This is a genomic window from Actinomadura hibisca NBRC 15177 (assembly GCF_001552635.1).
In the GTDB taxonomy this organism is placed as follows: Bacteria; Actinomycetota; Actinomycetes; order Streptosporangiales; family Streptosporangiaceae; genus Spirillospora; species Spirillospora hibisca.
Genome location: NZ_BCRO01000096.1, coordinates 24,454 through 36,484 on the forward strand (window position 1 = coordinate 24,454; position 12,031 = coordinate 36,484).

The following is a 12,031-nucleotide window of genomic DNA, read 5'->3' on the forward strand; positions in this document are numbered from 1 at the left end:
AACACTACGGGAGCCACCATGACCGCCATCGCCACCGTCTCCCCGGAGCTGACCGCCGGGACCTGGAACATCGACCCCTCCCACTCCGAGGTCACCTTCGCCATCCGGCACCTGATGACCAAGGTGCGCGGCAGCTTCACCGAGTTCTCCGGCGCCGTGCAGATCGCCGAGACCCTGGCCGAGTCCACCGCGACCGCCGAGATCACGATGGCCTCCGTGGACACCCGCAACGCCGACCGCGACGCCCACGTGCGCACCTCCGACGTGCTGGACGTCGAGAACTTCCCGGTCATGACCTTCGCCACCAAGGGCGTGCGCGCCGAGGGCGGCGAGTACCTGGTGGACGGCGACCTGACCATCAAGGACGTCACCAAGCCGATCACCCTGGCCGTGGAGTTCAACGGCGTCGGCGAGGACCCCTGGGGCGGCTTCCGCGCCGGTTTCTCCGCCACCACCACGATCAACCGCAAGGACTGGGGCATCGAGTTCAACGTCCCGCTGAAGGGCGACAAGGCCCTGCTCGGCGACAAGGTGGACATCGCGCTGGAGATCCAGGCCGTCCGCTCCTGACCCGCCCCCGGGGCCTGTGCCGGACCCCGTAGCGCCAACGACGAAAGGGCCGTCCACACCCTGTGGACGGCCCTTCGCGCTGCTCAGAGCACAGCGTCACTCCTCGTCCGCCGCCAGCGGCAGCGTCAGCGCCAGGCACGCCCCCTTCGGGCTGTCCACCACCTGCAACGACCCGCCGTGCGTGTTGGCGATCTCGCGCGCGATGGCCAGCCCCAGGCCCGTGCCGCCCGCGCCCCGGCTGCGCGCGGTGTCCAGCCGCGTGAACCGCTCGAAGACCCGCTCCCGGTCGGCCGCCGGGATGCCCGGCCCGTCGTCGGTCACCTTCAGGAACGCCTCGTCCCCCGAGCGCCCGACCTCCACCAGGACGTCGCCCCCGGCGTACCGCCCGGCGTTGTCCAGCAGGTTGTTCAGCAGCCTGACCAGCTGCATCCGCACCCCGCGCACCGGCACCGGCTCCTCCGCCACCACCCGGACGCGCCCGCCGTCCCGGCGGTGTTCCACCTCCGCGCGCACCAGCGCCGCCAGGTCGACGTCCTCCCGCGCCGCCAGGCCGCCGGTGCCCAGCCGGGCCAGCAGCAGCAGGTCGGTGACGATCGACTCCAGCCGGTCGGTGTCGCGCAGCGCCGAGACGACCACCTCGGGCAGGTCGGTGTCGTCGGGGTGCATCGCCGCGTCCTCCAGGTTGGCGCGCAGGCCCGCGATCGGCGTGCGCAGCTCGTGGGAGGCGTCGGAGGCGAAGCGGCGCTGCTGGGCGACCGCGTGCTCCAGCCGGTCCAGGGTCTGGTTGGCGGTGCGGGCCAGCAGCGCGATCTCGTCCTGGCCGGGCGGTTGCGGCACCCGGCGGCTCAGGTCGCTGCCGCTGATCTCGGCGAGCTGGGCGCGGATCTCCTCCACCGGGCGCAACGTGCGGCCCACGATCCGCCAGGTGATCCACGCCACCAGCGCCGACAGCGCCAGCACCGCCGCCGCCAGCAGGATCTCCAGCAGCCCGGTGACCAGGTAGGACGGCAGCCGTCGGCCCGCGTAGACGACCACCGAGTCCGGCGCGGTGGTGACCCGGATCGCCTCCACCATCGTGCAGCGGTGGCCGGGCCCGCGGCCGGTGCACTCCACGACGTCCTGGACGCGCTTGTCGGGCGGCGGCCACAACCCGCTGAGCGGCGCGCGCCCGGCCGCGGCGGGCGTGGCGTCCAGCACGTGCCCCTGCGGGCCGACGACCTGGATCAGCAGCCGGCCGCCGGAGTCGTCGGGGATGGGCGTGGGCAGCGTGCCGTCGCGGACGCCGCCGCTGGTGCGGCGCGCGGCGAGCTGGGTCTCCTGGAGCAGCGCGGCGCTGGTGCTGGTGCGCACCGCGAAGTCCACGCCGACGGCGATCGCCCCGAACACCAGGGCCGCCAGCACGGCGGCCACCAGGGTGTCGCGCGCCCGGATCGACCGGGGCCGCAGCCGCATGGTCCCCTCCCCCGTCCGTGGTCCGCCCGGCCGCGCCGGCCGATCTCCATCACACAGTGTCACGATCCGGTGCGCGGCGGCGCGCCGGCACCTCAAAGTACCCACCGGTAACAAATCGGGCACCCGAAACCCGCCTCCGGGTTTCACCGCCGCCAGACGGGACATCCGTTCGGTGACACCCGCGGGCGGACAGGGACGGTCTACATGGGCAGGGACGTCACGGCGGTCACCATCAGCGGCGAGGACCGGCGGCGCTACCGCGACAAGGTGCGGCGCTGCCTGGACGTGCTGGCCAGGATGCTGGGCGAGTCGCAGTTCGAGTTCGAGCGCCCGCACATCGGGCTGGAGATCGAGCTGAACCTCGTCGACGCGCTGGGCGACCCGCTGATGCGCAACGCCGACGTGCTGAAGGCGATCGCCGACCCGGCGTGGGCGACCGAGCTCGGCCAGTTCAACCTGGAGATCAACATCCCGCCGCGCGAGCTGGGCGGCGAGGCCACCGGCGAGCTGGAGGCCGAGGTGCGCGGGCATCTGGACCACGCCGACCGGCGCGCCCAGGAGGTCGGCGGCAACCTGGTGATGATCGGCATCCTGCCGACGCTCCGCCGCTCCGACATCGGCGAGGAGACGTTGTCCTCTAACGCCCGCTACAAGATGCTGAACGACCAGATCTTCGCCGCGCGCGGCGAGGAGCTGCACATCGCCATCGACGGCGCCGAGCCGCTGCGCATGCACGCCGACAACATCACCCCCGAGGCGGCCTGCACCAGCGTGCAGTTCCACCTCCAGGTCAGCCCGGACGAGTTCGGCGCGTACTGGAACGCCGCCCAGGCCATCGCCGGGCCGCAGGTCGCGCTGGCGGCCAACTCGCCGTTCCTGTTCGGGCACCGGCTGCACCAGGAGACCCGGATCACGCTGTTCGAGCAGGCCACCGACACCCGGCCCGAGGAGCTGAAGTCGCAGGGCGTGCGGCCCCGGGTGTGGTTCGGCGAGCGCTGGATCACCTCGGTGTTCGACCTGTTCGAGGAGAACGCCCGCTACTTCCCGGCGCTGCTGCCGATCTGCGAGGACGAGGACCCGGTCGCGGTGCTGGACGACGGCGGCATCCCCAAGCTGGAGGAGCTGTCGCTGCACAACGGCACCGTCTACCGCTGGAACCGGCCGATCTACGCGGTGGTGAAGGGCCGCCCGCACCTGCGCGTGGAGAACCGGGTGCTGCCCGCCGGGCCCACGGTGGCCGACGTCGTCGCCAACGGCGCGTTCTACTACGGCCTGGTGCGGATGCTGGCGCAGGAGGAGCGGCCGATCTGGTCCCGGATGTCGTTCCAGACCGCCGCCGACAACCTGCACCGCGCCGCCCGCGACGGCCTGGACGCCACCCTGTACTGGCCGGGCCTCGGCGAGGTCCCGGCGGCCGAGCTGGTGTTGCGGCGGCTGCTGCCGCTCGCGCACGAGGGGCTGGAGCAGTGGGGCGTGGACGCCGCGCGCCGCGACCGGCTGCTCGGGATCATCGAGCGGCGCTGCGTCACCGGACGCACCGGGGCCGCGTGGCAGATCGAGACGGTCAACGCCATCGAGGAGTCGTTCGGCACGCCCCGGCACGAGGCCCTGCGGTTGATGACGCGCGGTTACACCGAGCGGATGCACGCCAACGAGCCGGTGCACACCTGGCCGATCGGCCCCTGACCCGTCCCCGGCCCCCTGCGGATCTTCCACACGCGATCCGCACAATTCGCGCCCAGAGCGCACGCACGGCCCGCCTACAGTCGGGCCTGTGACACGCATTCTGGTCGTCGAGGACGAACCCACCATCGCGCAGGCGGTGGCGGCGCGCCTGCGGGCCGAGGGCTTCACGGTCGAGACCGCCGCCGACGGCCCCGGCGCGGTCGCCGCCGCCCGCGCCGGGGAGCCGGACCTGATCGTCCTGGACGTCATGCTGCCCGGCTTCGACGGCCTGGAGGTGTGCCGCCGGGTGCAGGCCGAGCGGCCGGTGCCGGTGCTGATGCTGACCGCCCGCGACGACGAGACCGACATGCTGGTGGGCCTCGGCGTGGGCGCCGACGACTACATCACCAAGCCGTTCTCCATGCGCGAGCTGGTCGCGCGGACCCGCGCGGTGTTGCGCCGCGTGGACCGCTCGGCCGCCGCCGCGACCCCCGCCGAACCCGAGCGGGACGTGTGGCGGGCGGGCGGCGTGGAGATCGACCGGGCCGCGCGCCGGGTGCGGCGCGACGGCCGCGAGGTGCACCTGACGCCCACCGAGTTCGACCTGCTGGACTGCCTGGCCCGCCACCAGGGCACCGTGCTGACCCGCGCGGTGCTGCTGGAGCGGGTCTGGAACTGGGCCGACGCGTCCGGCACCCGCGTGGTGGACGGGCACGTCAAGGCGTTGCGCCGCAAACTGGGGGCCGGGCTGATCCGCACCGTGCACGGCGTCGGGTACAGCCTGGAGATGCCGTGAGGTTTTTCCACAGCCTGTGGAAAAGATGGCCGCGCCCGCTGGACCCGCTGCGCTCCATCAAGGTCAAGTTCGGCATCGTCACCGTCGTCACCATCATCACCGCGACCCTGCTGGTGTTGTGGGGCTACGTGCTGGGCTTCCGCGCCCGCCAGACGCTGCCCGCCGGAATACTGCTGTCGCTGGTGGTCACCCAGCTCATCGCGCACGGCATGACCGCGCCGCTGCGCGAGATGACCGCCGCCGCCCGCGCCATGGCGCGCGGCGACTACAGCCGCCGGGTGCGCGCCACCTCCCGCGACGAGGTCGGCGAGCTGGCGCACGCGTTCAACCGGATGGCCGCCGACCTCGCGGAGGTGGACCGGCAGCGCCGCGAGTTCGTCGCCAACGTGTCGCACGAGCTGCGCACGCCGATCAGCGCGTTGCAGGCGGTGCTGGAGAACGTCGCCGACGGCGTCACCCCGGCCACGCCCGAGGTGCTGGAGTCGGCCGTGCAGCAGACCGAGCGGCTGGGCCGCCTGGTCACCCAGCTCCTCGACCTGTCGCGCGCCGACGCGGGCGCGACCGGGCTCGACCTGGCCGAACTGGACGTCGCGCGGTTCGTCGGCGAGGTCGCCGCCGGGCTGCCCGGCGCGCGCGTCACCGCCGACGTCACGCCGGGGCTGCGCGCGCTCGCCGACCGCGACCGGCTGCACCAGGTGCTCGCCAACCTGCTCGACAACGCCGTCCGGCACGGCCCGCCGGACGGCCTGATCACCGTCACCGCCCGCCCGCAGGGCACCGGCGTGGTGCTGGAGGTCGCCGACGAGGGGCCGGGCATCCCGCCCGCCGAGCGCGCCCACGTCTTCCAGCGCTTCTCGCGCGGCTCGCACGCCGGGACGCCCGACGGCGGCACCGGCCTGGGGCTCGCCATCGCGCGCTGGGCCATCGACCTGCACGGCGGCGACATCCACGTCGTCGACTCCCCGCGCGGGTGCCGTATCCGCGTCGTCCTGCCCGGAGGTTCCGCATGACCGACCGCGTCCCCCTGCGCACCACCCTCGCCGTCCCCGCCCCGCCGCAGCCGCCGTTCGCCCGCCCGACGGGCCCGCCCCCGCCGCCGACCTGGCCGGAGCGGCTGTTCGCGGAGTGGAAGGAGCCGCGCCGGGCGTTCACACCGCTGCTGCTGGGCGGGGTGATCGCCGCCGGGGTGGCCGCCGCGGTCTTCTTCGGCGGGCTGGAGAAGGGCGGCCACCTGGGGCTGAACGTGCCGCTCACCGCGCTCGCCGTCGCGGCCGTGGTGCTGCCCGCCGCGTGGTCGGCGGGCCGGGTCGTCCGCAAGGGCAGGATCAACCGCACCGGCGTGCTGTTCGGCGTCCTGGCCCTGGCGCTGGCCGCGACCGCCGCCTACCGCGACGCGATCTGGCTGGTCGCGCTGACCACGGTGCTGGCGCTGCCGATCGCGTCCTACGCGGTGGCCGGGGGCCGGAGCTGGCTGGAGGTGCTCGGCGGCGGCCTCGCGCTGCCGCCCGCCCTGGGCCGCCTGGCTCCGTGGGCGGCGCGCGGCGTCGCCGCCTCGGCCAGCGCCGGGCGCGGCCGGGCCGTCCCGGTGCTGCGCACGGCGCTGATCGCGGGGGCGCTGCTGCTGGTGTTCGGCGTGCTGTTCGCGCAGGCGGACGCGGCGTTCAGCGACTTCGTCGGCGGCCTGTTCCCGGACGTGTCGCCGGGCCCCGGGGTGTTGCGGCTGATCCTGCTGGCCGGGACGTCCGCGCTGACGCTGGGCCTGGTCTTCCTCGCGTTCGCGCCCCCGCCGCTGCGCAAGCTGGCCCCGGCGCGGCCCGCGCCCGCCGGACGCTGGACGTGGGCGGTGCCGATCGCCGCGCTGGACCTGCTGTTCCTCGCGTTCTGCGCGATCCAGGCCAACGTCCTGCTCGCCTCCGACAAGGACAAGGTCCTCGCCTCGACGGGCCTCACCTACGCCGAGTACGCGCGGCAGGGCTTCTTCCAGCTCGTGATCGCGACCGTGCTGGTGCTGGCCGTGCTCGCCTACGCCGTCCGGCACGCGCCGCTCGCCTCGCGCGCCGACCGGACGACCGTGCGGGCGCTGCTCGGTGTGCTGTGCGCGTTCACGCTGGTCATCGTGGCCGTGGCGCTGCGCCGCCTGTACCTGTACGAGGAGACGTACGGGTGGACGCGGTTGCGGTTGTGGGTGCACGCGTTCGAACTGTGGCTCGGCCTGGTGGTGGTGCTGGTCGCGGCGGCGGGCCTGCGGCTGAAGGCGTCCTGGCTGCCCCACGCGGTCGCGGCGAGCGGCGCGGCGGGCCTGCTGGCGCTGGCGGCGCTGAACCCGGACGCGTTCATCGCCGAGCGCAACGTGGTGCGCTTCGAGGACACCGGCAAGATCGACCTGTACTACCTGCGCGACCTGTCGGCCGACGCGGCCCCCGCCCTGAGCCGCCTGCCGGAGCCGCAGCGCTCCTGCGCGCTGCGCGACATCGCCGCCCGGGTGACCGGCGACGAGCCGATGTGGGCGGCCAACCTGTCCCGCCACCACGCCCGCCAGATGGTGGAGCGCCGCCCGATCGCCCCGGCGGCGCAGACGCCCTGCTGACCCGGCCCGCCGGTGGTGCGCCCCCGAGCGCACCACCGGCGCCGCACGTCAGGGCCGGTCGCCCGCCCGTTCCACCGCGGCCATCGTCGCGGCCCCGCCCCAGCCGAGGATCTGGCCGGGCTTGTAGCGGCGCTCGACGCCGTGCTCGTTGGTGTCGCGGTGCGGCTTGACGACGACGAACCGGAAGCCCAGGTAGGCGTAGGTCTTCGGGTCCACCATGATCTCCGAGCGGATGTGGCCGTCGATCCGGTAGAGCGTGACCCCGCGCCGGCCGAGGATGTCGGCGGCCCGCGCCTCGAAGCGCACGCCCGGCTGCTTCGCCAGCGCCCCGTACAGAGCGGCGCGGGTCTTCAGCGGGAGCGGGACGTCGCGCATCATGATCTCGATGGTCTGGAAGGCGCGCTCGTCGGCGGCGACCGGCGCTCCCTCGGCCGCGACGCGGCGGCGGACCTCGGCGAGCATCGCCTGCGGGTCGGTCGGGAGTTTCACCAGCTCGGGGTAGGCGTAGGCGCCGAAACCGCCCGTGACCTCCAGGCGGCCCTCGAAGTACCGGGCGACCTTGGAACCGTCGGCCTTGCGCCACTCCTCGGTGGTCATGCGGCCGTCGGGCGGGCCGTTCAACGAGCCGCCGACCCCCTTGGACGAGGACGCCAGCACCGTCTTCACGTAACCCCACTGGCCGGGCCGCATCACGTCCGGCCCCTGCGCGACGGCGGTGCGGGCGGCGTTGTCGGCCAGGCTCGCCGCGCTCGCCACGGGGCCCAGCACCAGCGGCTTGGCGGGCTTGCCGGGCGTGCCGGGGCCGCTCAGGTCCATCGCCGGGACCGCCACGACACCGGCGGCCGCGACGGCGGTGAGCGCACCGGCCACCAGGAAGCGCCGCCGGGTCCGCCGGGCCGCACGCGGCTCGGGCCCGTCGGTGGCCACGACCAGCCGGGCCCGCAACCGGGCCTTGGCCTCGGGATCGTACGCGGCGGCCTCGGGCCGGGCCGCCCGCAGCAGGGTGATCTCGTCACGCGTCATGCCAGGGACTCCTCGCTGGTCAGCAGGGGGTTGACGCCGCCGAACGCGCCGCGCATCTTGGCGCGGATACGGTGCAGCCGGGACCGGACCGTGCCCAGCGGCACGCCGAGGGCGCGGGCGGCCTCCTCGTAGGACAGCTCCGCCCACGCGATGAGCAGCAGCAGCTCGCGGTCGTCGGGCGACAGCCGCGCCAGCGCCGCCGCCAGCTCCGGCCGCAGGCCCTGCGCGGCCACCCGGGCGTCGCTGCGCTCGTCGAACGACTCGGCGCGCGCGGGCCGCAGCCGCGCCAGCAACCGGCCGCGCCGCTGCTCGGAGCGCAGGTGGTCGCGGATCGCGAACGCCGCGATCCCGTACAACCACGGCCGCGCGTCGGGCCGGTCCAGGTCGTAGGAGGCGCGCTTGCGGAAGGCGGTCAGGAAGGTCTCGGCGACCACGTCCTCGGCCGCCGCCGCGCCCAGCCGCCGCGCCACGTACCGGTGGATCTCGTCGCCGTGCCGGTCGAACAGCTCGGCGAAGTGCTCGGGCCGGTGCAGCGAACTCCGCACCAGTTCCGCGTCGGACGCGGTCACCGGATCGTCTCCGTCGTCATCGGGTTCCTTCCGAGGGGGACCTTTCACCCCCTACTCGGCCGGCCCGCGCGACCGGGTTCCCTCAGCTGCGGCGGAAGTTGACGACTTCCCCGGAATCGCCGACCGCCTCCTTGGCGGCGGGCAGGATCTGCTCGCCCGGACGGTCGGCCAGCAGCGCCCGCGCGCGCAGCACGATCTCCAGGTCGAAGCGCAGGTCCGGGTCCAGGAGCTGGTCGCCGAACAGCTCCTCCAGCTGCCGCAGCCGGTAGCGGACGGTCTGCGGGTGGACGTGCAGCCGCATCGCGACCTCGTTGGCGTTGCGGCCCGACTGGAGCCAGGCCAGCAGCGTCTCGGCCAGCCGGTCCTGCTGGCTGGCGCGCAGGTGCGACAGCGGCGCCAGGCGCAGCGCCGCCAGCGAGGTGATCAGTTCCTCGTCCTGGAACAGGATCAGCGTGGACATGTGCTCCACGCTGCGGATCACCCCGGCGTCGGCCTCGATCACCCCGCGCTGCACCAGGCCGAGGGTCTTGCGGGCCCACTGCACCGACCGGGCGGCCTCGGCGACCGGCACGGTCGGGCCGACCACGGCCAGGGTGCCGCTGAGGGCGCGGTCGATCAGCTTGGCGCGGCCCGGCCCGTCGGGGTCGGGCACGATCAGGCTGGGGGTGCGGCGGGTGAGGTCGGCGAGGATGTCGGGCGGGAAGGCGGCCTGGCGGCCCTCCTGGCGGCCGAGCGCGACGGCGGCGACGGTGCGCGGCACCGGCCAGTGCGCGGCGGCGGCGAGGTCGGCGATGGCCTCGGGCGCGGCGGGCGGGTCGGCGAACAGCAGGTCCAGCAGCCGCCGGCGGCGGCGCTGCATCTCCCCGGCGACGGCGGCCTTGGCCTGCGCGAAGCCCTCGGCGGCCGCGGCGGCCAGCTCGTCCTGGAACATCATCAGCGCCTCGCCGACCGCGCCCAGCGTGCGCGGCGCGACCTCCAGCACCGAGGCTCCCTCGGCGATGCGCCGCCAGGCGACCATGCCGCCGACGCGCATCGCGGTCTGCATGGCGTCCAGGCTGCGCCCTTCGCCGGCCTCGCCGCGGCCGATGGCGCGGAAGAAGTCGGTGACCGAGGCGGGCTCGTGGCCGGAGTCGGCGACCCGGTCCACGAAGTAGTGCAGGACGCGCTCGACGGCCAGGCGCAGCGTGCCCGAGTAGGAGCCGTCGCCGGGCCGGTCGTACTCGCGGACCCGGGACTGGATCTCCTGGATCATGTCGTCGGCGACCTCGTCCAGGTGCGGGCGCATGTGATCGGCCAGCTCCCGGGGCAGGTCCGCCCAGGGCCGTCCGGCCGCCTCGTCTGCCACGTGGTCCCTCCCGGTTCCGTGCCCCTGCGTCGCGCGCCCAGCACAAGGGGTAATTGCTTACTTATGTGGCTCAAGAGTTAAAAATCATGACCCCTCGGAGCGCGGTGCGCAAAGTCTAGGTCGAGAAACGACCAGATTCGGTCGCCGGGGCTGACGAGTCTTCACAGCCCGCACGGGGTGGCCCCGCGTGGCGCGCGGTGCGACAGTGGAGGGCAGAGGCGGCCGCCTCCGGGCCGCCGCGCGGGAGGTCCCGATGCCGAACGCCACCCCTCCGGCGCGCCTGGCGGGCGCGGGCCGGGCCGCCGACGAGCGCTTCGGCGGCGCGGCGTTCCTGCGCAAGGCGATGCGGAAGGCGTTCCCGGACCACTGGAGCTTCCTGCTCGGCGAGATCGCGATGTACTCCTTCGTGATCATCCTGCTGACCGGCGTCTTCCTCACCCTGTTCTTCCGGCCGAGCATGACCGAGGTCGTCTACGACGGCTCCTACGTGCCGCTGCGCGGGGTGCGGATGAGCGAGGCGTACGCCTCGACGCTGCACCTCAGCTTCGAGGTGCGCGGCGGGCTGCTGATGCGGCAGATCCACCACTGGGCGACGATCGTCTTCCTGGGCGCGATCGTGATCCACCTGCTGCGCAACTTCTTCACCGGGGCGTTCCGCAAGCCGCGCGAGCTGAACTGGCTGATCGGGATCGTGCTGTTCATGCTCGTCATGGTGAACGGCCTGTTCGGCTACTCGCTGCCGGACGACCTGCTGTCGGGGACGGGGCTGCGGATCCTGGAAGGGGTGCTGCTGTCGCTGCCGGTGGTGGGCTCCTACGCGCTGATGTTCCTGTTCGGCGGGGAGTTCCCGGGCGACCTGATCATCCCGCGCCTGTACATGGTGCACGTGCTGTTGATCCCGGGCATCCTGCTGGCACTGATCCCGCTGCACGCCGTGGTGCTGACGTGGCGGCAGACGCACACCCAGTTCCCGGGCAAGGGCAGCACGAACCGGACGGTGCAGGGCGGCCCGTTCTTCCCGGTCTTCATCGGCAAGACAACGGCCTACTTCCTGTGGGTGTTCGGGGTGTGCGCGCTGCTGGCGGCCTTCTTCCAGATCAACCCGATCTGGCTGTTCGGCCCCTACGACCCGGGCGCGATCAGCGCGGGCTCGCAGCCCGACTGGTACATGGGCTGGCTGGAGGGCTCGCTGCGGATCATGCCCGCCTGGGAGATCACGGCCCTGGGCCACACCCTGCCGATGAACGTGATCGTCCCGGCCCTGGTGGTGCCCGGCCTGCTGTTCACGGGCCTGGCCGCCTACCCGTTCCTGGAACGCTGGGTGACGGGCGACCACGAGATCCACCACCTGCTGGACCGCCCCCGCGACGTCCCGGCGCGCACCGGCGTCGGCGCGGGCGGCGTGACCTTCTACGGGGTGTTGTGGGCGGCGGGCGGCAACGACGTGATCGCGCACAAGTTCCACATCCCGCTGTTCTGGACGACGTGGTTCTTCCGCTTCGCGATCATCCTGGGCCCGATCCTGGCGTTCATCATCGCCTACCGGATCTGCCTGGGCCTGCAACAACGCGACCGGGGCCTGGCGACCCACGGCCTGGAAACGGGCGTCATCCGGATGTCCCCCGAGGGCGGCTTTGCAGAGGTGGAACGCCACCTGCCCGCGAAGGAGATAGGCGCGATCACCGACCCTCGACCGCGCCCGGCGATCCCCTTGGGCCGACCGGAGCACCAAGGAGTGGAGTCCCCCGAAGCAAGGGGCCCACTACGCAAACTGCGGATAGCCCTGAACCGCCGCTTCATGGCAGACCTGGCCAAACCCCCACCCAACGGAGACCAGTCCCCCAGCCTACAAAAAGCCCTAGAAGACCAGTCCGAACACTGAGATCACTGCCCCACACGACCAACAACCCCGACCACCACACGGGGGTGCAGGGGGCGGAGCCCCCTGCCAGGGGCAGCGGGGGACAGAGTCCCAGCAGCACTTAATAAGCACGCAGGCGCAAAGCGCCTTCCGCTGTTGGGGG

Annotated in this window: 10 protein-coding genes; 6 read left to right on the forward strand and 4 right to left on the reverse strand. The window is 73.5% G+C overall.

Annotated features, from left to right (window positions below):
• Nucleotides 1–18 precede the first annotated feature (18 nt).
• Nucleotides 19–570 carry a YceI family protein gene (locus AH6_RS35325; RefSeq protein ID WP_067488965.1) on the forward strand — a complete coding sequence of 184 codons (552 nt, stop codon included), beginning with the start codon at nt 19–21 and terminating at the stop codon, nt 568–570.
• A 96-nt stretch (nt 571–666) separates the two neighbouring features.
• On the opposite strand, the gene AH6_RS35330 is transcribed toward AH6_RS35325, so the two are convergent.
• Complete coding sequence (locus AH6_RS35330; protein WP_067488967.1) at nt 667–2,022, reverse strand: HAMP domain-containing sensor histidine kinase; 1,356 nt, start codon at nt 2,020–2,022, stop codon at nt 667–669.
• Between the two features lie 204 nt (nt 2,023–2,226).
• On the opposite strand from AH6_RS35330, the gene AH6_RS35335 reads away from it, so the two are divergent.
• From AH6_RS35335 to AH6_RS35350, 4 genes are all read left to right on the forward strand, one after another.
• Complete coding sequence (locus AH6_RS35335; protein WP_067488969.1) at nt 2,227–3,708, forward strand: glutamate-cysteine ligase family protein; 1,482 nt, start codon at nt 2,227–2,229, stop codon at nt 3,706–3,708.
• 88 nt (nt 3,709–3,796) lie between these two features.
• The gene (locus tag AH6_RS35340; RefSeq protein WP_067488971.1) at nt 3,797–4,483 is read left to right on the forward strand and encodes a response regulator transcription factor; all 687 of its coding nucleotides are present in this window, start codon (nt 3,797–3,799) and stop codon (nt 4,481–4,483) included.
• On the forward strand, nt 4,480–5,493 hold the full coding sequence (locus tag AH6_RS35345; protein WP_067488973.1) for a HAMP domain-containing sensor histidine kinase: 1,014 nt from the start codon (nt 4,480–4,482) through the stop codon (nt 5,491–5,493). The genes AH6_RS35340 and AH6_RS35345 overlap by 4 nt, the downstream gene beginning before the upstream one ends.
• Nucleotides 5,490–7,070: a DUF4153 domain-containing protein gene (locus AH6_RS35350; protein WP_067488975.1), complete on the forward strand. Its 1,581-nt coding sequence runs from the start codon at nt 5,490–5,492 to the stop codon at nt 7,068–7,070. The genes AH6_RS35345 and AH6_RS35350 overlap by 4 nt, the downstream gene beginning before the upstream one ends.
• 48 nt (nt 7,071–7,118) lie before the next feature.
• On the opposite strand, the gene AH6_RS35355 is transcribed toward AH6_RS35350, so the two are convergent.
• The 3 genes from AH6_RS35355 to AH6_RS35365 form a co-directional block, all read right to left on the reverse strand.
• Nucleotides 7,119–8,093, reverse strand: a complete 975-nt coding sequence (locus tag AH6_RS35355; RefSeq protein ID WP_067488977.1) for a CU044_5270 family protein — start codon at nt 8,091–8,093, stop codon at nt 7,119–7,121.
• A complete protein-coding gene (locus AH6_RS35360; protein ID WP_067488979.1) occupies nt 8,090–8,662 on the reverse strand; it encodes an RNA polymerase sigma factor in 573 nt (190 codons plus the stop codon). The genes AH6_RS35355 and AH6_RS35360 overlap by 4 nt, the downstream gene beginning before the upstream one ends.
• 82 nt (nt 8,663–8,744) lie before the next feature.
• Nucleotides 8,745–10,007 carry a PucR family transcriptional regulator gene (locus AH6_RS35365; RefSeq protein WP_067488981.1) on the reverse strand — a complete coding sequence of 421 codons (1,263 nt, stop codon included), beginning with the start codon at nt 10,005–10,007 and terminating at the stop codon, nt 8,745–8,747.
• Between the two features lie 253 nt (nt 10,008–10,260).
• Here AH6_RS35365 and qcrB point away from each other — a divergent pair, with 253 nt between their 5' ends.
• The gene (qcrB, locus tag AH6_RS35370) at nt 10,261–11,889 is read left to right on the forward strand and encodes a cytochrome bc1 complex cytochrome b subunit (RefSeq protein ID WP_067488983.1); all 1,629 of its coding nucleotides are present in this window, start codon (nt 10,261–10,263) and stop codon (nt 11,887–11,889) included.
• Nucleotides 11,890–12,031: the final 142 nt, after the last annotated feature.

Bases quoted from the DNA above. Each gene is read 5' to 3' on its own strand.
- AH6_RS35325 (WP_067488965.1), top strand. From the start codon at position 19: ATGACCGCCATCGCCACCGTCTCCCCGGAGCTGACCGCCGGGACCTGG.
- AH6_RS35330 (WP_067488967.1), bottom strand. From the start codon at position 2,022: ATGCGGCTGCGGCCCCGGTCGATCCGGGCGCGCGACACCCTGGTGGCC.
- AH6_RS35335 (WP_067488969.1), top strand. From the start codon at position 2,227: ATGGGCAGGGACGTCACGGCGGTCACCATCAGCGGCGAGGACCGGCGG.
- AH6_RS35350 (WP_067488975.1), top strand. From the start codon at position 5,490: ATGACCGACCGCGTCCCCCTGCGCACCACCCTCGCCGTCCCCGCCCCG.
- AH6_RS35355 (WP_067488977.1), bottom strand. From the start codon at position 8,093: ATGACGCGTGACGAGATCACCCTGCTGCGGGCGGCCCGGCCCGAGGCC.
- qcrB (WP_067488983.1), top strand. From the start codon at position 10,261: ATGCCGAACGCCACCCCTCCGGCGCGCCTGGCGGGCGCGGGCCGGGCC.